Raw genomic sequence first — 23,201 nt, 5'->3', positions numbered from 1 at the left:
GCGAAATATTAAGGAAAATAAAATGGCGATTAATGGACGTACTTTAGTAGAACAATTAAGACCACAAGTTTCAGAGATGTCAGTACATCAATTGCATGAAAAAATACAACAAGATCCAAAGCTTGTTTTAATTGATATCCGCGAAGTATCAGAGACGTCATTAGGTTCGATCAATAATGCGACCTTAATTCCACGTGGTATTTTAGAGATGACAATAGATAATCATCCAAGCATTCAGCAACGCTTTGCAAATATTGAACTGCTTGCTGAGCAACCTATTTACTTGCTTTGCCGTTCTGGTGTGCGCAGTGTTTTTTTCGCTTTATCACTACAACAAATGGGGTTTGCAAAGGTATATTCTATCGAAGGTGGTTTCTTGGCCTGGCAAGCGGCTGGTTATAAAGTGTGTGAAGGATAGTGAATCAACCTTACCCAATTATTAATAAAACGCTATCATTTACTGAAGAGATAAAAAAAGCCGTTTTATTACTTATCTGACCCATGTTGACAGTAAACAAGCCGCAATGGATTATCTGTCGGAAATGAAAGCTTTACATAAAGAAGCGCGACATCATTGCTGGGCTTATGTGGTCGCTAGCCCTAAAAATAGTGTTTTAATGGGGTGCAGTGATGATGGTGAACCTAAGGGAACCGCAGGTAAGCCTATGATGGCCTTATTACAGGGCGCTCAAATTGGCGAGATCATGGCAGTGGTGATCCGTTATTCTGGTGGAATAAAGTTAGGAACGGGTGGTTTAGTTCGTGCTTATAGCAATGGTATACAACAACTTTTACCGAACATTGAAACCATTGAAAAACGTTTTTACCAACAATATCAAGTTAGTTGTGATTATGCTCAAATGGCGCAGTTAGAAAGCTTGTTAGTTAATGGTGTTGGACGTATCGTGCAGGTTGATTATCTGCAAATGGTCGATGCTATTATTGAGGTTGATTTACAATATGTCTCGCTTTTTATAAAGCAACTTGAATCGTTAACACAGGGAAGAGTAAGTGTTAATAAAATTAAATCAGAAAAAGTGAGCTAACGTGGCATTTCGTTCCATTATTCGTATTGTGGGTATGTTAATTGGGTTGTTTAGCCTAACAATGTTGCCACCTGTGATTATTGCATCTTTTTATGATGATGGTGGTGGGCGCGATTTTTTGCGGCCTTCCTGATCACTCTTGTGATTGGTTTCATGTTGTGGATGCCTAATCGACGCTCTAAGAAAGATCTTAAGGTGCGTGAAGGTTTTCTGATTGTAGTCTTGGTTCTGGGCGACCCTAGGCAGTGTTGGTGCCATTCCTTTTTTAATTAGTTCTAGCCTAAATATGAACTTGGCTTCTGCTTTTTTTGAGTCATTTTCTGGTTTAACCACAACGGGTGCGACGGTTATTGAAGACCTTGACCAGTTATCCAAAGCGTTTCTTTTTTATCGACAAATGTTGCAATGGTTTGGTGGTATGGGGATCATTGTATTAGCGGTTGCAGTACTGCCAATGCTAGGTATTGGTGGTATGCAGTTATACCGAGCTGAAACTCCTGGGCCTGTAAAAGACTCAAAAATGACTCCTCGTATTGCTGAAACAGCGAAGGCGCTTTGGTATGTTTATTTATGTTTAACCGTTGCCTGTATGATGGCTTTTTGGTTAGCTGGCATGAGTTTATTTGATGCACTTGGGCATAGCTTTTCAACGGTTTCTATTGGTGGCTTCTCAACTTATAATGACAGTATGGGGCATTTTGATAGTGATATTATTAATTTTATTACTGTCTTGTTCTTAATTATATCTGGTGTGAACTATGCGTTGCATTTTAGTGTCTTTTCTGCGAAAAAATTCTCTTTAAATATTTATAAAGAAGATCCAGAAGTACGTGCATTTATCTTTATTCAATGTTTTGTAACCGCCATTTGCTTTACCATGTTAATCAATCATGATGTGTATGAGACTATTGAACACACTTTTTCCCAAGCATTATTCCAAGCAGTTTCAATTTCAACAACAGCAGGTTTTACAACGACTTCCTTTGCTGAGTGGCCTTTATTTTTACCTGTTATGTTAGTACTTTCTAGTTTTATTGGTGGTTGTGCAGGATCGACAGGCGGTGGTTTAAAAGTGATCCGTATTTTACTTCTCAATTTACAGGGGATGCGTGAGTTGAAACGTTTAGTTCACCCTAAAGCTGTCTACAAAATAAAATTAGGCAATAAAGCTTTGCCAGATCGGGTTGTTGAAGCTGTGTGGGGATTCTTCTCTACCTATGCGTTAGTCTTTATTTTCTGTATGTTGGCATTGTTAATGACAGGAATGGATGAACTGAGCTCATTTTCCGCCACCATTGCTATGTTAAATAACTTAGGGCCAGGCTTAGGGGAAGTTGCCTTGCACTTTAATGAAGTGGGCAGTGCTTCTAAGTGGGTAATGATAGTTGCAATGTTATTTGGACGTTTGGAAATATTTACCCTGTTAGTCTTGTTTACTCCTGTTTTTTGGAAAAATTAAATGAATAAAAAAACCTTAGTATTATATTCATCGGTAGATGGACAAACTTTAAAAATTATTGATTATATTAATCAACAAATTGAGGGTGATTTAGCGGTATTTGATATTGACCAGCAACCAGATATCGATTTTAGTCAATATGATAAGGTGCTGGTGGGGGCTTCAATTCGTTACGGTAACTTTCGTAAAAATATACTCGCATATGTTAATCAACATAAAGTACAAATTAGTGCATTACCAAATGCCTTCTTTTTGGTTTGTTTAACGGCGCGAAAGCCAGAAAAATCAACGCCTGAAACTAATACTTATATGTTAAAATTTGATCAATTATCTACATGGCAACCACAGTTAAAAGGAGTATTTGCAGGTGCTTTACTGTATTCAAAATACAACTGGTGGCAAACATTAATAATCCAATTGATTATGAAAATAACCGGTGGAAGCACCGATACAAGCCAAGATATTGAGCTTACTGACTGGTCAAAAGTTAAGGCCTTTAGTAAAGATTTTTCTGCATTATAACGATACAATATCGTTTTTTAGTTTGTGAGTACTGCCTTAATGCCTGAACAACACGTCAATTATAATATTCAACAAATCCTGTTGGATGTGTTTGGCTATAAAGACTTTAGAAAAGGGCAAGAGCAGGTGATTACTCACCTTTGTGATGGACAAGACGCTTTAGTTGTGATGCCAACCGGTGGCGGTAAAAGCCTTTGCTTTCAAATTCCTGCGTTGGCGCGTGAAGGCATTTGTTTTGTCATTTCTCCACTTATTTCATTAATGAAGGATCAAGTTGATACCTTGCGTAGTTGTGGTGTTGTTCGCTGCTTACCTTAATTCTAGTCTTTCCTATCAAGAACAAAATCAGATAATTAATGAGATGCATAACGGGCAATTAAAACTGGTTTATATTGCCCCTGAGCGTTTATTGCGTACTGACTTTGTGCAAAGATTAGAACATTTACCGATCAATTTATTTGCTATCGATGAAGCACATTGTATTTCTCAATGGGGACATGATTTCCGCCCTGAATATGCTTTGTTAGGGCAGTTAAAGCAACGTTTTCCGACGATACCTTTAGTGGCATTAACTGCTACGGCGGATCACGCAACTCAAAAAGATATTCTTGCTCGCTTACAACTTGATAACCCTCTGGTCGCCATACACAGTTTCGATCGACCCAATATAGAATATCTATTGATTGAAAAATATCGTCCACTGAGTCAGCTATTTAATTATCTAGAAGCACATAAAGACGAGAGTGGCATTATTTATTGCACTAGTCGTCGTCGTACCGAAGAGTTAACGCAAAAGTTACAAGCACAGGGTATTCGAGCGCGTTGTTATCATGCAGGTTTACCCCTCGAAGAACGCCAAAGTGTGCAAGACCAGTTTATTAAAGATACCGTTGATGTGGTTGTTGCAACCGTAGCCTTTGGGATGGGTATCGATAAGCCTAATGTTAGGTTTGTTGTGCATTATGAAATTCCTAAAAATATAGAATCTTATTATCAGGAAACTGGCCGGGCAGGGCGAGATGGCCTGCCTGCACAGGCAATGTTGTTTTATGACCCCGCTGATCCTGCTCGAGTAAGAGGTTTATTAGAAAAAAATACAAATGAAGAGCAACTGCGTATTGAGTTGCATAAATTAAATACTATGGTGGCCTTTGCAGAGGCGCAAACCTGTCGCCGTCAGGTATTATTGAATTATTTTGGTGAGTATAGTCAAAAGGCATGTGGAAACTGCGACGTCTGTTTGGATCCACCTAAGAGTTATGATGCGACATTAGATGCTCAAAAAATTCTTTCCTGCGTTTATCGCACAGGGCAACATTTTGGTATGCAACATATCGTTGAGGTATTAAGAGGCGCACAAACGGCGCGTATTAAAAGCCTAGGACATGATAAATTGTCAACTTACGCCTTAGGCAAAGATCAGTCTAGTGAATATTGGCTTAGTTTACTCAGGCAGTTGATACATTGTGGTTTATTAATGCAAAACCTGACTCGAGGTTCGGCACTTCAATTGACCGAAGTCGCACGACCTATTTTAAGAGCTGAACAAGCTTTATATTTAGCAGTTCCTCGCCTTAAAATGGTTAGTAAAAGCAAACAGAAAAAGGGTGCTTTGGCGAATGTTTCCAATAACAAGTTATTCGCTCGTTTACGACAGCTACGTAAGAAAATTGCTGATCGAGAAGAAATGCCTCCTTACGTGATTTTTAGTGATATTTCACTTGCAGAAATGAGTGATTTAATGCCTTTAACGGATCGCGAATTTTTGAATATAAATGGTGTAGGGCAGATTAAACTGGAAAAATATGGTGCGGAGTTTATGCAGGCGATTAACGAATATGCGCAGTCTCTATAAAAATAAACCCTATTATTCAATAATAGGGTCATTTAACGAGCCATTTTTTTGGGGTTATTTAAATTGTTCCAAACGAGTTAGTGCACATTCTAATATTTGTGGTGATAATTTTTGTTGTAGTGAATCTATTTCATAGTGATTAAACAATTCTCCTAAAAAAGCGCAAATACAGGTTAAAGGTGCGTTACAAAATAGTTTTGGGTTGGCCAAATAATCACCACCGCGTTGTTGCATCCATTGCTCTGTATCTTCATTTTTCATAAAGCCTAATTCATTGATAATGCGTTTAAGCTTCATTAATAGCGCCTTGTAATCAATTGATTCATCATCAAACTCGGAACGATAAGCGGCAATTGAATTAATGGTCGCTTGGTTTGGTATTATCTCAATTGCATGAATATTACACATAAAAAAATTCCTTATTATTCCAGTGAAACGTATTTCAGCATTAAATTATAAGTATTTAGTTTTGAGTTAGTTTGCCTCCTTTGTTGGCCTTATTAATCCTTGTTTTTTGTATGTCTTTATGAAAAGTATAGGCTACTAATATTTAGTATTTTCTATAATCAAAGGTAATTCAGATAAATATTCTTTTTATTTGATATTGATCGTGTTTAATAAAAGAGTGTCTTTTTATATGTGATGATCTTTAAAGAAAGGCTTTTTATAAAAATAAAACTCAGCTTGAGGCTAGTCCCCTTAAATTTGAAAAGATCTATAAGGGGACAGAAAGCTATCTTTTATTGTGGGGGAGATTGATGATAAGTGAGAGTGTGTCTTTCGCCTGTTAAAACTAGTTTCTGCTCAATAACTTTAGCTTGAGACCAAGAAGAAAGAGTCGAACTAACAGTCATTTCAACAGTATTAATATCAGGTTCACACATTTTACGTGTGCTCACTATGTTATTAATACGCATTTTATTTTCTTATAGCTCTAAGGTACCAAAGAAACTATTGCAGGCTAGGTTACCATTGGCTTTTTCTAATGCATCGATATTAAGGCTACTGTTTGCTTTAATTGGTTTATTATCTAAGAGCTCTAATTGCCAGTTTTTTTGTAAATCCTGTTGATTAATTGGCTGTATGGTTTGCTGTGCATTGGTATTAGACTCGTTGCTACAGGCAAACATAAATGTACTCATAGATATTACGAGGAGCAATTTCAATTTCATTTTAAATGTCCTTTCAAATGTCTGACGCAGAAGCAGGCTGAAAAATCAACCTATAATTTCAAACTTAATCACTTCTTAGTACGTCGTTTGACACTTAGAACACTTTTTAGTTTCTTAATTTTTTTCATTACTCGTGATAAATGTATTCGATTAATCACGGTTAAGGTGATGTTGATAGAATAAATATGATCTGCTAATTCCGTGGTACTTAAGTCCTGTACATTCGAATTACCCTTAGCAATTATATTAAACAGTTCTGCAAGCCCAGCTTTATGATCCACCATTCTAATATTAAGATCGCTTGAATACTCATATAAGTTCATAAAATCCATATCCCATTCAACGGGAATGTATTTATCAAGCTCTTGTTCGAAGCCACTAATATTATGGCAGGAGGTTGTATGCACGACTAGGCCTTTATTTGAGCTGGCATGAGCCACAATCGGATCTCCTGGTAGTGGTTTACAGCAATTTGCATAGGAGATCATCATGTCCTCCGTACCTTTAATAGCACTTCGACGATGTTGTTGTTTAAAGGCTGATTCTGTTAACTCATCCGCATTACCACGTAAGCGACGCGCGATGATAATGCTTAATAATTTACCTGTACCAATTTCATGTAATAGACTATTAAAGTCTTTAAGATGATAATCATCCAGCACTTTATCAATATTTTCGTCGCGAAATATCGGTTAGGTTGGTTTGGTTTAAAGCTGTTTTTAATAGACGTCGACCCTCTGGAATTGATTGCTCTTGGGGCAACTGTTTGAGGTATTGACGAATATTCTGACGGGCTTTGTGTGTCGCAACAAAGTTTAACCAATCAGCACATGGTTTTTCCTCTTTACCAGTGATAATTTCAATGCTCTGACCACTTTCTAATTTCTGGGTTAGTAATGCGAATTCTTTATCAATCTTAACACCAGTACAGCGATGACCAATATTGGTATGCAACGCATAGGCAAAATCAACACCCGTTGCATGCGCTGGTAGAACAATAATTTTACCCTGTGGGGTTAATACGTGTATTTCATTATTGCCTAATTCTTGTTTTATATTTTCTAGCATAAGCAAAGAATTGGTGGTGTTATCCTCTTGCTCTGTGAGTCCCTGGAACCAGTTTCTAGTTTGTAATTGAGCGGTGATCTTGGTGTTACCATCACCTTCTTTATAACTCCAGTGTCGTCGCAATACCTTGTTTGGCTACTGCGTCCATATCTTCAGTACGAATTTGAATCTCAATATTAACACCGTGATGCGTGATCAAAGTGGTGTGTAATGATTGATAACTATTAGCCTTAGGAATGGCTATATAGTCTTTAAAGTGTTCTAATTTTGGCTGATACAAATGGTGCATTTGCCCTAATACGCGATAACAGGTATCTAGATCTTTTACTACAATACGGAAAGCATAAACATCCATGACATCATGGAATTGACAGCCTTTTTTGCGCATTTTACGATATAAACTGTAAAGGTGTTTTTCGCGACCTAATACTTCCGCTTCAATACCCATTGAATTTAATTTTTCAGAAATTTCATCACATATACTTAGAATGAAATCTTTGCGATTACCGCGTGCTTTAGTAATGGCTTCTTGTAATACGTAATAACGAGCAGAGTTTTGCGCTTTAAAAGCAAGTTGTTCAAGCTCATTTTTTAAATGATGTAAGCCTAATCTATCGGCAATTGGGGTAAATATTTCAAAGGTTTCCTGTGCGATACGGCGACGTTTATCAAGGCGTAAAGAGCCAAGAGTACGCATGTTGTGAACACGATCGGCAAGTTTAATCAGCATCACTCGGAAGTCTTTAGACATCGCAATTAGCATTTTACGAATATTTTCAGCCTGTGCCTGCTCTCTGTTTTCAAAGTTCACTTTATCAAGCTTTGTAACACCCTCAACTAACTCTGCAACTGTTAAATTAAATGCATCTGCGAGTTGTTGGTGAGTTGTGTCGGTATCTTCTAGTACATCATGAAGTAAGGCGGCAATTGCTTCATGATCTAATTTCATAGAAGCTAAGATTTCAGCTACGGCAACAGGGTGGGTAATATAAGGCTCGCCACTTGCACGTTTAACACCATCATGTGCTTCATAAGCATATTCATAAGCGCGCTCAATAAATTTGCACTGCTCCGGGCTTAGGTAAGATTGAATGGAATCATTAAGCGCTTGAAAAATTGACATTAGTTACCTTGTATTATTTACTTTTTAATATATTAAAACGACTTGCCATGCTTGCCTAGTAAAAATTGATCTAAGTTATTTATAATACTTCAAAATAAAAACTCAGCAAGGCAAATAATGCTGAGTTTTTAAACAAAGACTAAATATGAATTTTTGAGAACATTAAAGCTCATATCAATAATATTTAATATATCTTAGAGTTTGTGCTAAAAAATTGTTTAAGTGGCAGTTAATTTTAATGAACAACTCCGCGCCTGTTGTTACCATTGGCGTTATTTTTATTTTAAGAGGGGATGTATGGCCTGTGCTGGTTGTGAAAAAAGTATTTGGAAACAAAAGTTAGGCCGATGTAAACGCTGTATGTGGCTTAATTTTATGTTGCTCGTAGCCAGCAGTGTTTTTGCTTATTTTATGTGGCAAGCAGAGCCAAAATCGGTACAAACAATTGCTATGTTATTTGCATTCTTTAGCAGTGCTTTGTTGATGCTTTTACATGTGATTGCTTTTTTATATTACCACTTTTTTAAGGCAGATAAACACAACCTAAAATAGCATCTTTAGTTGCGCCAGTGACAGACTTGAGTGGTATTGCTTGCTCTAATAGACGTTGGTTCTGCTAACCAGGCAAAAGCAATGGCTTCAGCAAACATTGGATCAACGTATAATGCGTTAGTATCTTGTACTGTTTGCGAGTGCAGTAAACTCTTTAAACGCTCCATCAATAATGGATTTAATGCTCCGCCCCCGCAAACAAAAATATCTGCTGTATCAGTATGGCGTTTAATATGTTCACTGATAGTGATAGCGCTTAATTCTATGAGTGTTCTTTGGACGTCAGCATTGTTTATTGAATAGCTTGCTAATTGGTTTTCTAACCAAGCGAGATTAAATTTTTCACGACCAGTACTTTTAGGTGGCAATAAAGAAAAATAATTGTCGCTTAGCAACTGTTTTAATAATGCTTGGTCTACTTCACCTTGCTTTGCAAAGCTAGCATCTTTATCAAAGGATTGCCCAAGGCATTTTTCTATCCACGCATCCATAAGCATGTTGCCAGGGCCTGTGTCATAGCCTAAAACAGTGTTGTCTGCGCTTAATACACTAATATTAGCAATGCCACCAATATTGAGAATAATACGAGTTTCATTTTCTTTTGCGAAAAGCGCTTGGTGAAAAGCGGGTACTAAAGGTGCACCTTGGCCACCATAGGCCATATCCATGCGTCTAAAGTCGCTGATACAACGAATGCCTGTCTGGTACGCAATAATATTGGCATCACCAATTTGTTGAGTAAAAGCTAACTTCGTCTGAGGACTATGGAAGATTGTTTGCCCGTGGCTTCCGATAGCAGTGATTTGAGAGGCTACCATGTTAGCTTTTTTGAGTAATTGATTAACGGCTTTAGCGCAGGTCAGGGCAAAAAGATGATCGACTTCACCGAGTGTTTGCAAATCCACATGTTTTTCTTGGCAAACCTTCAACAGTTGTTTACGAAGCGTCGCTGGCATCGCAGGAGCAAAGCCGGCTATTTGTTGTAATCCTTGTTCTGTACGTTGAGCAATAACTACATCAATAGCATCTAGGCTAGTGCCTGACATAATGCCGATGTAATAATTACCAAGCATCTAGATCACTCGAGAAAACTGTTGTTGGCGAGCTTTGTTACGTAGGTAAACATCAAAACACATACAAATATTACGAATTAATAATCGACCTTTTGGCTGAACAATTATTTGCTTTTCGTTGATTGTGAGTAAGTCGTCATCGATAAAACATTGTAATAATTTAATATCTTCAGAAAAGTAATCTTTGAAGTTTAAATCAAAAGTTGTCTCAATATCTTTAATATCAAGAGTGAAATTACAAATGAGTTTTTTGATCACTTCTCGACGAATAAGATCATCTGCATTTAGTCCGACACCTCGCCACTGAGCATGATCCATTTCTTCTATCTGGGTGTAATAAGTGGCTAATTTCTTTTGGTTTTGCGAGTAGCAATGACCTATTTGGCTAATTGCGGAGACTCCTAAACCAAGTAAGTCAGCATCTTCCTGTGTTGTGTAACCTTGGAAGTTGCGGTGCAAAATTCCCTGTTGTTGTGCAATTGCAAGCTCATCATCGGGTTTAGCAAAATGATCCATACCGATAAATTGATAACCCGATTGAGTTAAGAATTCGATGGTATATTGAAGCATAGTTAGTTTTTCAGCTGGTTCAGGCATGTCATCTTCATTAATTTTACGTTGAGCGGCAAAAATCGATGGCATGTGCGCATAGTTGAAGATAGACAGGCGAGCGGGATTAAGCTCTAGTACTTTGTTTAAAGTATGCGCAAAACTGTCTTTAGTTTGCAATGGCAAACCATAAATCATATCTAAATTAGTAGAATCGAAACCCTTGTTCACGAGCACGTGTTAATAACTGCTCAATAAAGGCTTCATCTTGTTCGCGATTAACGGCTTTTTGTACGTCTTTATTGAAGTCTTGAACGCCCAAACTTAAACGGTTAAAGCCTTCCTTAGCAAGGTGATCAATAGTGCTTAATTCAATTTCACGTGGATCTACTTCAATACTTAATTCTGCATCGGCTTTAAAGGTAAATTGAGTGCGTAGAATATCCATTAAACGTGTTATTTGTGCTGGTAATAAGAAGGTAGGTGTACCACCGCCCCAATGCAATTGACTTACTTGACGATTTTTAAAATGTGGCGCTTGGATGTTGATTTCTTTTTCAAGGTAATCTAAATATTTATCCGCTTTACCTTGGTGACGAGTAATGGTTTTATTACATCCACAGAAGTAACAAAGCTTATGGCAAAAAGGAATATGTACATAAAGAGATAAAGGCTTTTCAGGGTAAACACTGGCTGATTCAATTAAATCAGAATAATTAAATTTGTCATCAAACTCTAATGCAGTGGGATAAGAGGTATAACGAGGACCACTATAATTATACTTTTCAATAAGTGATTGATCCCAAATTAGCTTTTGCATTTTTTATTCTCTCTTTACTATAGTGGAAATTATAGCGAAAAATGTTCCAAAGATTGCGCTTCTTTAATGATTGCCTGTTCAAACTCTTTTTCAAAGGCTTCACGCTGTTTGTCCTGCTGTTTCAAAAGCTTTTTATCTATCTTTTTACGTTCAGCATGTGTTGCAAAATCTTTTACTTTATCAAATAAAGCCGATATAGCAGGGTATTCTTGATCAATGTTTATTTTAGGTTCAATTAATAATGTTTCTAACAATACACTTAAACGAATAGCGACTTCGGAAACATTACATTGTTGTTGTGCCGTTGCACGTGCAATAAAACGAATGCTTTCACAAAGGTTATCATTCCGTTCTTGTTTTTTGGTCGCTAGCTGTGCTTCTTTTTCTTGGGTCGCATGAGCGATTGCCATTTTTTGGCTTTTAATGCGTTTTACTAATACACCCACATAAAAGGCCAGAACAACAATGATGATGCTCGCAAGTATTGCTAATATTAATTGAAAATCCATTATTATCTCTTCTATTTAAACTCGTCTAATGCTGAGCTGGCCGATTCAAACTGCTGAATAAGATCTTCTTCACCATCATCATCTAACCATCCTAATTGTTTCATTAAGATTTGATGACGTTGCATTTGTTGGTCAACCCACAAACTATCGGCCTGTGAAACCTCTTCATTATTGTCGAGTTGTTCTAACAGATCATTTAAACGTTGATCATTTTCAATAAGCATTAGCTCTTTTTCTGCCGACAATTTAATTGGCTGTTCTTCTGTAGCCTCTTTTTTGATAACGGTAACTTTAGGCTGTGGCATTTTTTTAGCTGGTATTGTTTTTACTTCAGGTTCAGAGCCTAAATTAATTGCCTTTTTACTACCGACACGTTTGTCGTTTTTCGCTTTATTTGCATTTTGTTGTTGTGTTTTTTGTGATTCAAGTAAATTTCTAGCACCTGCTTTATTGCCTTTTAGCTTAGCCTTGCGTTTACGTTCACGTGCTTCCTGTCGTTGCGGAAGAGGTTTCTTTGCGTTTGCCTGTGAAACCCGCTTCTGAATTTCCTGCATTACGACTTTTTTTAATACGCGACATATTTTTACCTTAAATAATAGATGATCGCTTGGGGATCAATACTGCGAAGAATAGCAGATTTTAATTTCTAGCGCATAAAAAAAGGCATATCACTCGAAACAATGATATACCTTTTTATTTTCTATCATTAAGGTCAATTTATAATATTGACCTTAAAAAATCTTAATTTGACAGTTTAGTGTAATGCTGAGATATATTTGGATAATAGCTCAATATCGGCATCAGTTAATTTAGTCGCGATATCACCCATCATGCCATTAGGATCATTATTACGTAGTTTACTACGGAAAGCTTCAAGCTGAGATTTTGTATAAGCAGGATGCTGATTGGAAATTTTCGGGAATTTTGCTAGTTCTAAGCCATTACCTCGAGGGCCATGACAAGCAGTACAACCTGGAATCCCACGTTTAATATCGCCACCCATATATAAATTTTTGCCACTTTCGGCTATTTCTGGTGAAACAGTTTCTGGCGTTGGAGTTTGTGAGCCGTAATATGCGACTAAATCTTTCATATCTTGTTCTGAAAGTGTCGCTACCATACCGACCATAATAGCATTTTCACGCTCACCACTTTTAAACTGTTGAAGTTGTTTTTCTAAATAACCTTCATGCTGACCTGCAATTTTAGGATAAAGATCAGTAGGACTGTTTCCATCGTCACCATGACACGCAACACAGGTTGCTGATTTTGTTTTGCCTGCTTCAATATCACCTTGTGCAACTGCCATGTTTGAGAAGCCTAAAAGCGCTATTAAGGTCACTAATAATTTATTCATAATTATCCATTTATTAAAGTATGTTTAAGCGTGTTATGATGCATCGAATCAGCACACGGAAAATAATAACCGTAGTTTACACAAGTTTAATAAAAGTAACAATTTTGCTACAAGGCTAAAGCGAGGCATATCTTGGAATTTCCAAAAATACATTTTCAAAAAGCGCATTTTTTAATTAGTGCACCAGATATTCGTCATTTAGATAAACATCTGCCACCCGAATCAGGAATTGAAGTTGCTTTTGCAGGGCGTTCTAATGCAGGAAAATCGAGTGCTTTAAATCGTTTAACTCGTCAAAAAGCATTAGCAAGAACCAGTAAAACACCTGGTCGAACGCAACTGATTAATGTATTTGAAGTGCAAGAGGGGAAGCGCTTAATTGACTTACCTGGATACGGTTTTGCTAAAGTACCTTTAGAAATGAAACTTAAATGGCAAAAGTCGCTAGGGGAATACTTACAAAACCGAGATTCTTTGAAAGGACTTGTCGTATTGATGGATGTACGTCACCCCTTTAAAGAGCTTGATCAGCAATTAATATTTTGGGCTATTGATGCAGGTATTCCGGTTTTAGCATTATTAACCAAGGCAGATAAACTAAAATCTGGTGCGCGTAAAGCGACTTTATTAAAGATGCGTCAGGAAGCCAAAAATTTTGAAGGTGATGTACAAGTTGAATTGTTCTCATCTTTAAATGGATTAGGCGTTGATATCTTAGAAAGAAAAATAGAGCATTGGTATGCTTTGGATGATGCTAATCAATTGACTGAAGAAGAAGCAATAAACGAATAAATTCTTATACCAATTCCACTAAATAAGTGATCAATCTTACTGGTTAAAAAAAGCTATTTTAGCGTTGGAAGTCTTGTAAAGGGAACAACCATTAAAGGTGTAAATGCTTGCATTTACACCTAAGCAACTTCCGCCTTAAACTAGCTTCTTTTTCCGGCGTAATATTTGATCATTAAATTAACGGAATTGGTATTATTTCTCAACAATAAAAAAAGCCACTATTACCTTTTAGATAATAGTGGCTTTTTTGCTTTGAAGCGTTAGCGATTAATTTACTTGATCGAGGTACCTTAAATAAGCATTACGTAATCTTTGCTCGTTTTGTTCTAAGTATAAGACAGATAGTCTTTCTCGATTTTGGTATTGCCTACTTAGGCTATGTTGCAAGTCAAGATTATTACCTAAACCAGATGATAAATTATTGTGTGTATTACCGACTCGGGTTTGCAGTGCGTAGTTAAATTGATCAATACCACGAACTTGTACATAACCAGGTGACATGTCACGCCAAAGGGTAAGCGGGATAGCAAGGCCTAAAGAAACAAATTGTTCTGCTTCCGAGGCTCCATCTGCAGTTGTTCTCTGATAAGTGGCATCTAGACGAACATCTCCTAACCAATGACTTGTGGTTAAACGCATACCAAAATCAGCTTGCATAAACTGCCCTGCAGTTGCTTTAAATTGCCAATCCCATTCAGGTACTGACAATTGGTAGCTAGCTAATCTTGTTCCTAAATTATCCACTGAGTTACCGTAACTATCGGTATCATCAATGTAACTAAATTCACCGAGTTCTAAGCCAACGCTATGGCGACCAGTTTCAGATGTCCAACTACTCTCATTCATCAAGCCGATATAATCACCAGCGATATAACCGCCAGAAAATTGAGTCATAATATTATAAGGAACTTGAAACGCTTGGTGTATAAGAGCGCGATCGATTTCACTTTCAAATCGACTGCTTCCCCATAGATCATTATCATCATCAAAATCATCACTGTTTGAAATTGGCAAAAAATGTCTAATATCAATAGCGACACCTTTCCATAGAGGAGTATATAGGTTAGTTGCTAATGCGAGTGAATAATCGAAAACACCATATTCAGTTGCATCTCTATGTTGTAACGCTGGAGATAAAATCACTTGGCTTCTGCCAAATCCTGAATTAATGGTTTCATCAAGCCAGCTGACATTCTGATAAGCTAGTTGAACATCGCTACTTTGAAATTGAGTTTCTCCACAGGCTTCACCTGAAGTAATGAAAGTACGGTAGCAACTTGCAGATGTATCGACCTTTAACATTGGGATGCCATTATTCAAAACATATAGCTCAAAATTTTGTGTCGGATCATCAATCTCTAAGTCACTAAATAACCCCGCACCAGCGTAACTAGAGATAATACCTAATGCAACACCAACGCCATCAATTTGGTTATGATTATAACGACGACTTTCTAGTGCGATAAATAATTTATTATTGTTATAAGCAACACGAATATTTAGGAACCCTTCATCCTGAAGTGCTTTTTTCAGAGCATTAAGGTCGGCAATGTCACTTTTTTCTTGTTCAATCTTAACTAAATCTTGCGTCGTTAAATAGTTGTTTTTACTAATGTAGTCAGGTTGCTCAAAGCCAAACCCTAATAAAGGTACAGTGGCATTAATAGACCACATATGCTGATTATCATCAGAGCTATCGTCATGGCCTGTTTGAATTTGGTATTGCAATGCAAGTTGTGAGTCTAGTGGTAATAACCCTTCAGGTGTAAATAATTTAACTGCGCTATTTATTTTTGATGCATCGTATTCTGCAAGTAGTCGCATAAAAGAAAAAGGTTGTGCTTCGATTAATCCAAATGCACCATTTAAAATATCATTACTCAGCTTGGATTTACCATAACCTGCACTCAGACGAATAGGGTAAGCATCAAAGGCGTAATCTGCGACACCATAATAAGCTTCAAAATTGTTTGTCGCGCCACCTGCATCTTGTATTCCTAAAGCAAGGTTGATACCGCTGTAATCATAAATATAAGGTATTTGATATTTTAAAGAAGCAGATAAATCGCGTATGCCACCATTGCTGTCGATATAAAGATTTGTATCATAGGTTTTTGTAACAATACGTCCACCTACTTCTAATCCAGGAAAAAGGCCAACGGAAAAGAAAATATTATCAAGATCTGCAATTTCGTCGCTGATAAGGAACGCCTTGACCATAAAGTATAGAAAAATCACCATGGTCCATTACCTGTGCATTAGGGGTTAATAGCCCACCCGTAAAACTTTGTGAAGATAAAAGGTTATCTATGTTTTCTGCTTGTAATGGCGACAACAAAGAACAACAAATGATGGTCGGAAAAATTAGTTTAGAAGCATACATAGCAATAACTCAGCAATAAAAAAGAAAAAAAGGCACTTAATAAAGTGCCTTATCAATTACAATTGGTAGATTAAATACCTGTGCTACCAGAAGCGCCTGTTGCGCCAGTCGCACCAGTTGCACCAGTAACAGGAGTTGCTGTATCTACATCATCAGGGTCTTGTACTACTGCCACTACAGGAGTGGGTAGAGTAACTCGTCGCTGTAGGATCAGAAACTGCCGCTGCAACTGTTGTTGCAGGAATTTCTAAGAAGATATTTGTACCAGACGAATCTGCTGGGTAGTTAGGGTAAGTCGCAATAGTTTCATCAGCGATTGCTTTTGTCGCTAACGTTAATTCAGTTGCAGTTGCAGTACCAGCATTCTTAAGTACATCACTTAGAACTGCTGTTGTTGCTAATAGTTTAGATTTATTTGTTGCGCTCATTTTTGTTGCTCGCTAATTCTGGATCAAGGAACAATTCAGAAAGGCTAACACCATCATTTAATAAGTCACCTAAACCTAAATCAGTTAGTAGTTGTGTAGCTGTTGTTTCATCATAATCAGCACCACCTAAGATTTTGTAAAGTAATGTAGAAGTTGGAGAGCCTGCTACTTTTTGGCCATTTACGGCCATACCGCGAGGTACGTTATAAGTAACACCAGCCATACTTTTACCATTTGACATATCAATAGCGTCAGCACCGCCTACAAAAGTAAGTTCACATGTTGAAGTATTTGTAGCAAATGTATTATTAGTAATTGTTGCGTTACCGTAACCATCAGTTAAGCCTGCATCACCCATAGAACCATCAGCACATACATATGAAGTAGACATATTTGCAACAGCTGGGTCGTATGCTTGTACAGTAGTTGAAGGATCTGAACCGCCACAACCATTTAATAGTGCAGTAGCAATGACTGCAGATAGAATTTTATATTTCACGTTAAATTTCCTTTTTTTAATTTAATTAAATAATATTTAAGTCATTACTTATTTTAGTAATTCTCTATATATACAATTTAATGCCTAATTACAACCCTGATTATTGCCTAGATGCTCACCTTTTTGCCGTAATTTTTCAAAAAATCAAGCCTAAAAGCATCAATTTTCTAACAGATAAATTATTTTAGGTCAATTTATCGTCTATTAAGTTTAATCTAGTTTTTATAAAAAAGCTAACATGGAAATTGTCAATTTAAGCATTTTTATAGGGAATACTGAGTTTAAAGTGCACACCAGAGGTACTTGGAATATATTGAATATCACCTTTAAATAGTTGGTTAACAATATTATAAACAATATGAGTACCTAATCCACTGCCACCAGAACCACGTTTTGATGTCACAAAAGGTTCAAAGATTCTTTCTGAAATATTTGCGGGAATGCCTTTACCTGTATCCCGGTAATCAATTATTAAGGTCTGATCCTGTAACTCAATATCAATATAAATCTCACGTTTACCATCCCATTCTTCAAATCCGTGAATGATTGAGTTTAGGATCAGGTTGGAATAGATTTGTGCAAAACTGCCAGGAAAACTATAAATAGATAAATCTTCAGGGCAATCTATAAATATTTTACAGCGAGATTGTTTAAGCTTGTGTTTTAAGGAAGTTACCACCTGATGAACATTTTCTTCTAATTTAAAGGAATAACAAGCTTCACTAGATTGATCAACTGCGACTTGTTTAAAGCTACTGATCAGATCTGCACGCTCGTTTTAAATTATTATTTAATAAGCTGACCAGATTCTCCCAGGCGTTCGATTAATCCCTCGACGTAACTACGTGATAAGGTATTGTTACTTAATTTTTCATTTAAATGGGTAATTTCTTCCTGCAGGAAAGATGCTTGCAGTAACACTAATACCGATCGGGGTATTAATTTCATGAGCAACACCGGCAACAAGCCCACCTAGAGAGGCCATTTTTTCAGATTCAACGAGAGTTTGTTGAGTACGTTTTAATTGCTCTAATGTTTGCGTAATTTGTTGGTTGCTATCTGTTAAGGTCGCTGTACGAATATTTACTTTTTCTTCAAGTTGATCATTGAGTTGTGTTATTTCCTGTTCAATTTTCTTTTGCGGGGTAATATCGTGACCAAAGCCAATTAAATATTTAAGTTTCATACCATCGTAAAAAGAAGAAAAAGTCCACAATAACGTATTTGTTTCCCCCATTTGGTCATGCATTTCAATTTCAATACTATTAATTGCCTCATTTTGAACAAGTTTTCCTAACAATTCGGCACGACGGTCTGGCAATACAAAAATATCAAGCCAGTTTTTTGAGCTCAGTTCTTCTTGGCTATAGCCAGTTATAATGACAGCGACAGGGTTAATTGTTTCGACTTTAAAGTCTCTATCTAAACAACAGATAATAGTACTTGAAGAGTTAATAATTGTGGCAGAGAAATCACGCTCTTGTTGTAATTCTTGAATGGCGGTTTCTTTATCAGTTAATTCGTCCAAAATACGTTTTTGCATTTTGTTATACAAATAAACTAATTCATCCAGTTCATTTTTTTCTCTTGATTCTTGTCCATCAAGGATCAGGTCTTGTTCATAGTTATTGAATTTTATTTGCCGAGTATAAATAGCAATTTTATTGATGTGACGAATGACCATGTAATAGATAATAAATAAAATACAGGCAGACACGACCATGGTTTTAATGGTTTGGCTTATCAGGATAAATACCGACTTTTCAATTAATCTATTATAAACCTCCTCTAAGGACAGTCGCGACAAATAAGGTACCGACAATTTCCCCTTGGTAGGTTAAATTAAATTTTTTGCTTATATCAAACTTTTCTTTGAAAACACCCTGTTCAATTAAAGGTACCTCAGAGTTACCTAATACTTCATGAATAAGCACGTACTGCATATCCGAGAGGTTCATTATCCCCTCTATTTGAATTTGAATTTGTTCTTCGTCTAAATTCCAGAGACTTGTCGCCATAGGCTGTAAAAAACTCGATTCAATTTGATTAATACTAGCTTCAATTTTTCCCACATCTTGCTTGTAATCCCAAACTAGTTGGATACAGGTAATAATTAATGCAAGTGCTGTACTGCATAATAAAATATAAGAAAGTAGCCGCGTAGAAAGACTATTTTTCGATTTTAAGGTCTTTATTAGTGAAAAGGTATTTTTTACTTTCATTGAATAAACCCACTAAAGAATAAATTAACATAGAAATTTATCGATTTATTACTCTGATTTATGCATTAAAAAAGTAAATCAAGAGCAATTTTTTAATAAGATATTTTTACACTTCATTCAATGATAGCGTAAGCTAGGTTTTTTATTAATTATTTATCCAATTAAGAAGATTTTTATTATGAATGAAGTTGAAAATACAGTATTAACGCAAAACAATGACTTACCTATTTTTAATGATATTGATGTTGAACAAATTGTGCCGAGTGTGACGGAAAGCATTAACTATAACCGAGAGTTGATTGAAACATTATTAAAGGATCTCAGCGTTTTTAGTTGGGATAACTTTGTAAATGTATTAGATGAAGCAGATGATCTGCTAAGTAAACTGTGGTCACCAATTTCACATATGAACTCAGTGGTAAGTAATGATGCTTTACGTGAAGCACATGATGCCTGTTTACCGCTTTTTTCTGAATACAGCACTTATGTTGGTCAACACCAAGGTTTATATCAAGCCTATGTAAGTATTAAAGAAGGTGATGAATTTAATAAACTAAAATCTGAACAACAAAAAGTGATAACGGATGCACTACAGGATTTTAAACTTGCAGGTATTGCATTAGATGATGACAAGAAAAAACGTTACGGTGAAATACAGTCGCGACTTTCTTCGTTACAATCACAATTTAGTAATCATGTAATGGATGCAACATTAGCTTGGAGCAAATTAATTACAGATGTAAATGACTTAGCTGGACTACCTGAAAGTGCGATTCTTGCCTGCTAAACAGGTACGCTGAGGAAAAACAGCAACAAGGTTATTTGTTAACCTTAGAATTTCCAAGTTATTTTCCTATTATTACCTATGCTCAAAACCGTGAACTTCGTAAAGAAGTTTATACCGCTTTTAGCACGCGAGCATCGGATCAAGGCCCTAATGCAGGCGAGTTTGATAACTCAGAAATTATTGAAAAACTGTTAGCATTACGTCATGAAGTATCACAATTATTAGATTTTAATAATTATGCAGAATATAGCTTGGCGACTAAAATGGCAGAGACGCCAGAACAAGTGATTAATTTTTTAACTGACCTTGCTGAAAAATCACACCCACAAGCTATCGAAGAGCGTGACCAAGTGCTTGCCTTTGCCAAGGAAATGGATGGCTTAGATGAATTACAAGCATGGGATTTAAGCTATTACTCGGAGTTATTAAAACAACAACGCTATACTATTTCTGATGAAGTATTACGCCCTTATTTTCCAGCGCCTAAAGTAGTAGATGGTTTATTTTCCGTTGTTAATCGTCTATTTGGAATTGTAATTAAAGAGCGATCTGATGTTAGTACCTGGCATAAAGATGTGCGTTTCTTTGATATTTATGATCAAAATGATGTGCATTTAGGTAGCTTTTATCTTGATTTATATGCTCGTGAGTTTAAACGTGGTGGAGCCTGGATGAATGGAAGCCGTAGTTCGTCGTCGTAAAGTCGATGGTTCATTACAACTTCCTGTTGCTTATCTAACTTGTAATTTTAATAAACCTGTCGGTGATGCACCCGCTTTGTTTACTCATAATGAAGTGGTTACTTTGTTCCATGAATTTGGTCATGGTATTCATCATATGTTAACTAAAATTGAGTCTTCATCAGTATCTGGTATCCATGGTGTGCCTTGGGACGCGGTTGAATTACCAAGTCAATTTTTAGAAAATTGGTGTTGGGAACCTGAAGCGCTTGCACTAATTTCTGGTCATGTTGAAACGGGTGAAACCTTACCCGCTGAGTTACTTGAAAAAATGCTTGCAACTAAAAACTATAACAGTGCATTAATGATGGTTCGACAGTTAGAGTTTTCATTGTTTGATTTTGTTTTACACCATCAATACAGTGCTGGAAAAACAGGTCAAGCAGAAACTATTTTGGCCGATATTCGTGATAAAGTTGCAGTGATTACGCCACCAGATTTTAACCGTTTTCAGCATAGCTTTAGCCATATTTTTGCAGGCGGATATGCGACTGGATACTACAGTTATAAATGGGCTGAAGTATTATCGGCAGATGCCTTTTCGCGTTTTGAAGAGGAAGGTATTTTTAATTTAGAAACAGGTAAAGCCTTTTTACAAGCGATTTTAGAAAGAGGGGGAAGTGATACCCCGATGAACTTGTTTAAAGAGTTTATGGGAAGAGAGCCTAATACGGATGCTTTGCTTCGCCATTCAGGCATTAAATAACGCGAGACAAAGAGCTGAAGGCTGAAATGCTAGAAGACTTGAAGATGTGGCTTATTCTTTATGTACTTTCTAGCATTACAGCATTACAGCATTACAGCATTACAGCATTACAGCATTACAGCATTACAGCTTATAGCTATTTTTACCATTCAATCCCTGCTTGTGCTTTTACGCCTGCTTTAAATGCGTGTTTTTCATTTAAAATCATACTGTAGGTATCAACGGCATCGATCAGTTCTTGTTTTGGTCCTCGGCCTGTTAATACAACATTCATATTAGCAGGACGATTTTTTAATGCGTCTAAGGTTGGTTGAATATCAAGGTATTGATATTTAAACATATAAGTGATTTCATCTAGAATAACTAGGTTATAATTTTCGTCAGCTAATAGTTCTTCTGCTTTTTCCAAGCAGCTTCTGCGCTACGAATATCTTGTTCTTTATTTTGAGTTTCCCAGGTAAAACCATCCCCCATAGCAAACCAGTCAACATTTTCTTGAGTGGCAAAAAAACGTTCTTCTCCTGTAGACATCGCGCCTTTTAAGAATTGCACGACCGCAACCTTATGGCCATGTCCAAGAGAGCGAGCTAGCATACCAAATGCAGAACTGCTTTTCCCTTTGCCTGGGCCAGCTAAAAGAATAGAAACGCCACGCTCGATGTCAGTCGCTTGCAATTTTTTGATCTTGCTTTTCTTTTATTGCTTTCATTTTTTTTAAATGTTTTTCGTCACTGGTGTTGTTCATATGGATATTCCTACTAAAGAAAAAATCTGCATTAAGCAGATTTTAAAAGATGATTTTCGTATAGGTTTACGAAAGTATATGACTTTGGGATCAATAAAGTTAGATAACCAATCATGCTGGGTATAAGATAATTAAACGATTATGTGATGCCGTTGTTATAATCTACAATGATTTAATTAAATAATGAAGCAATACTGTGACATTTTAAGTCTGAATACTGGAACCTTTACATGAAAAAACTCTTTTTTCCTTTTTGATCTTGTCTGTTGTGTGTTTATCAATGACCTTTTTTGTGGCTGATCTAAGCGAAAAGCAAATAAAAATGGCACTTGATGAAATTGACCACCAAGATGCCAGTGTTGAGTTGATCAGTTATCAGCGTGGATTTTTTCTTCAATAGCGATTACTGAGGTTCAAGTAAAAATAGATGATGCGTCTCCCATTGTCTTCAAAGTCTCTACCAAAATTAAACATTACCCATATCAAGCGGTTCTTAAAAGCGAAATCCAGCTGGTGGATGAGGTGTTAGCTGAAAAAGCCACATTGTATTTTGGACGTGAGCAATGGATAACCTCAGTTGAGAAAATAAATCTATTCTCGCAACTATCTGGCCAACTAAGGGTACAAGCTGGAAAGTATGAAAGCGAATCAGAGCGTTGGTCTAACCAGCCTTTAGTACTTAATTATCAAATAGATTTAAAAAGTAAACAGGCAGATTTAGATCTTAATTGGGCAGGGGAACTGTTAGCACTTTTGATACCTCTATTTATTTACAAGGCTTAAGTTTAACCTCT

The 23,201-nt window shown here is 36.6% G+C and carries 17 protein-coding genes and 7 pseudogenes; 9 read left to right on the top strand and 15 right to left on the bottom strand.

Translation table 11 applies throughout. From position 1 onward, the window contains the following. Nucleotides 1–22: 22 nt before the first annotated feature. The 5 genes and pseudogenes from ACLKMH_RS02000 to recQ all read left to right on the top strand — a co-directional run bounded on the left by ACLKMH_RS02000 (nt 23) and on the right by recQ (nt 4,882). Nucleotides 23–418 carry a rhodanese-like domain-containing protein gene (locus ACLKMH_RS02000; protein WP_413700671.1) on the top strand — a complete coding sequence of 132 codons (396 nt, stop codon included), beginning with the start codon at nt 23–25 and terminating at the stop codon, nt 416–418. A gap of 106 nt (nt 419–524) precedes the next feature. After that, entirely contained in the window at nt 525–1,046 is a 522-nt protein-coding gene (locus tag ACLKMH_RS01995; protein WP_413700670.1) for an IMPACT family protein, read from the top strand. Between the two features lies 1 nt (nt 1,047). Further along, a pseudogene (locus ACLKMH_RS01990) lies at nt 1,048–2,505 on the top strand (TrkH family potassium uptake protein). Continuing rightward, nucleotides 2,506–3,027, top strand: coding sequence for a menaquinone-dependent protoporphyrinogen IX dehydrogenase (gene hemG / locus ACLKMH_RS01985; RefSeq protein WP_413700669.1), 522 nt, complete (start codon nt 2,506–2,508; stop codon nt 3,025–3,027). 39 nt (nt 3,028–3,066) lie between these two features. Next, nucleotides 3,067–4,882: pseudogene (recQ, locus tag ACLKMH_RS01980) on the top strand (DNA helicase RecQ). A 54-nt stretch (nt 4,883–4,936) separates the two neighbouring features. Here recQ and ACLKMH_RS01975 read toward each other — a convergent pair. From ACLKMH_RS01975 to ACLKMH_RS01965, 3 genes and pseudogenes are all read right to left on the bottom strand, one after another. Then, nucleotides 4,937–5,290 carry a hypothetical protein gene (locus ACLKMH_RS01975; RefSeq protein ID WP_413700668.1) on the bottom strand — a complete coding sequence of 118 codons (354 nt, stop codon included), beginning with the start codon at nt 5,288–5,290 and terminating at the stop codon, nt 4,937–4,939. Nucleotides 5,291–5,622: 332 nt separating this feature from the next. Next, a pseudogene (locus ACLKMH_RS01970) lies at nt 5,623–6,012 on the bottom strand (META domain-containing protein). Nucleotides 6,013–6,122: 110 nt separating this feature from the next. Beyond that, nucleotides 6,123–8,245: pseudogene (locus ACLKMH_RS01965) on the bottom strand (RelA/SpoT family protein). A 297-nt stretch (nt 8,246–8,542) separates the two neighbouring features. Here ACLKMH_RS01965 and ACLKMH_RS01960 point away from each other — a divergent pair. Next, the gene (locus tag ACLKMH_RS01960; protein WP_413700667.1) at nt 8,543–8,797 is read left to right on the top strand and encodes a DUF3624 domain-containing protein; all 255 of its coding nucleotides are present in this window, start codon (nt 8,543–8,545) and stop codon (nt 8,795–8,797) included. A 5-nt stretch (nt 8,798–8,802) separates the two neighbouring features. Here ACLKMH_RS01960 and ACLKMH_RS01955 read toward each other — a convergent pair whose 3' ends face one another. From ACLKMH_RS01955 to ACLKMH_RS01935, 5 genes and pseudogenes are all read right to left on the bottom strand, one after another. Further along, nucleotides 8,803–9,870 carry an anhydro-N-acetylmuramic acid kinase gene (locus ACLKMH_RS01955; protein WP_413700666.1) on the bottom strand — a complete coding sequence of 356 codons (1,068 nt, stop codon included), beginning with the start codon at nt 9,868–9,870 and terminating at the stop codon, nt 8,803–8,805. Next, nucleotides 9,871–11,239: pseudogene (hemN, locus tag ACLKMH_RS01950) on the bottom strand (oxygen-independent coproporphyrinogen III oxidase). A gap of 29 nt (nt 11,240–11,268) precedes the next feature. Next, nucleotides 11,269–11,748 (bottom strand): DUF2489 domain-containing protein, encoded by a 480-nt coding sequence (locus ACLKMH_RS01945; RefSeq protein WP_413700665.1) that lies wholly within the window; start codon nt 11,746–11,748, stop codon nt 11,269–11,271. Nucleotides 11,749–11,759: 11 nt separating this feature from the next. Continuing rightward, nucleotides 11,760–12,302 carry a Der GTPase-activating protein YihI gene (yihI, locus tag ACLKMH_RS01940; protein WP_413700664.1) on the bottom strand — a complete coding sequence of 181 codons (543 nt, stop codon included), beginning with the start codon at nt 12,300–12,302 and terminating at the stop codon, nt 11,760–11,762. A gap of 200 nt (nt 12,303–12,502) precedes the next feature. Beyond that, nucleotides 12,503–13,105 (bottom strand): c-type cytochrome, encoded by a 603-nt coding sequence (locus tag ACLKMH_RS01935; protein ID WP_413700663.1) that lies wholly within the window; start codon nt 13,103–13,105, stop codon nt 12,503–12,505. A 132-nt stretch (nt 13,106–13,237) separates the two neighbouring features. Between ACLKMH_RS01935 and yihA the strand changes: the two genes are divergently transcribed. Further along, on the top strand, nt 13,238–13,897 hold the full coding sequence (gene yihA, locus ACLKMH_RS01930) for a ribosome biogenesis GTP-binding protein YihA/YsxC (RefSeq protein ID WP_413700662.1): 660 nt from the start codon (nt 13,238–13,240) through the stop codon (nt 13,895–13,897). Nucleotides 13,898–14,164: 267 nt separating this feature from the next. Here yihA and ACLKMH_RS01925 read toward each other — a convergent pair whose 3' ends face one another. The 6 genes from ACLKMH_RS01925 to ACLKMH_RS01900 form a co-directional block, all read right to left on the bottom strand. After that, nucleotides 14,165–16,138, bottom strand: coding sequence for a YjbH domain-containing protein (locus ACLKMH_RS01925; protein WP_413700661.1), 1,974 nt, complete (start codon nt 16,136–16,138; stop codon nt 14,165–14,167). A gap of 294 nt (nt 16,139–16,432) precedes the next feature. Further along, complete coding sequence (locus tag ACLKMH_RS01920) at nt 16,433–16,708, bottom strand: hypothetical protein (RefSeq protein WP_413700660.1); 276 nt, start codon at nt 16,706–16,708, stop codon at nt 16,433–16,435. After that, nucleotides 16,692–17,207: a hypothetical protein gene (locus ACLKMH_RS01915; protein WP_413700659.1), complete on the bottom strand. Its 516-nt coding sequence runs from the start codon at nt 17,205–17,207 to the stop codon at nt 16,692–16,694. The genes ACLKMH_RS01920 and ACLKMH_RS01915 overlap by 17 nt, the downstream gene beginning before the upstream one ends. Nucleotides 17,208–17,460: 253 nt before the next feature. After that, the gene (locus tag ACLKMH_RS01910) at nt 17,461–17,886 is read right to left on the bottom strand and encodes a sensor histidine kinase (protein WP_413700658.1); all 426 of its coding nucleotides are present in this window, start codon (nt 17,884–17,886) and stop codon (nt 17,461–17,463) included. A gap of 192 nt (nt 17,887–18,078) precedes the next feature. After that, complete coding sequence (locus ACLKMH_RS01905) at nt 18,079–19,014, bottom strand: PAS domain S-box protein (RefSeq protein WP_413700657.1); 936 nt, start codon at nt 19,012–19,014, stop codon at nt 18,079–18,081. Continuing rightward, nucleotides 18,983–19,429: a hypothetical protein gene (locus ACLKMH_RS01900; RefSeq protein ID WP_413700656.1), complete on the bottom strand. Its 447-nt coding sequence runs from the start codon at nt 19,427–19,429 to the stop codon at nt 18,983–18,985. The genes ACLKMH_RS01905 and ACLKMH_RS01900 overlap by 32 nt, the downstream gene beginning before the upstream one ends. Before the next feature lie 178 nt (nt 19,430–19,607). Between ACLKMH_RS01900 and prlC the strand changes: the two are divergent. Then, a pseudogene (gene prlC / locus ACLKMH_RS01895) lies at nt 19,608–21,662 on the top strand (oligopeptidase A). 142 nt (nt 21,663–21,804) lie between these two features. Here the strand turns inward: prlC and cobO are convergent. Further along, a pseudogene (gene cobO / locus ACLKMH_RS01890) lies at nt 21,805–22,337 on the bottom strand (cob(I)yrinic acid a,c-diamide adenosyltransferase). Between the two features lie 592 nt (nt 22,338–22,929). On the opposite strand from cobO, the gene ACLKMH_RS01885 reads away from it, so the two are divergent. Continuing rightward, entirely contained in the window at nt 22,930–23,190 is a 261-nt protein-coding gene (locus ACLKMH_RS01885; RefSeq protein WP_413700655.1) for a hypothetical protein, read from the top strand. The last annotated feature ends 11 nt before the right edge of the window (nt 23,191–23,201 follow it).

This window comes from Psychromonas sp. KJ10-10, from assembly GCF_047323245.1.
Classification (GTDB): Bacteria; Pseudomonadota; Gammaproteobacteria; order Enterobacterales; family Psychromonadaceae; genus Psychromonas.
This window is presented reverse-complemented; position numbering and strand designations above follow the sequence as displayed.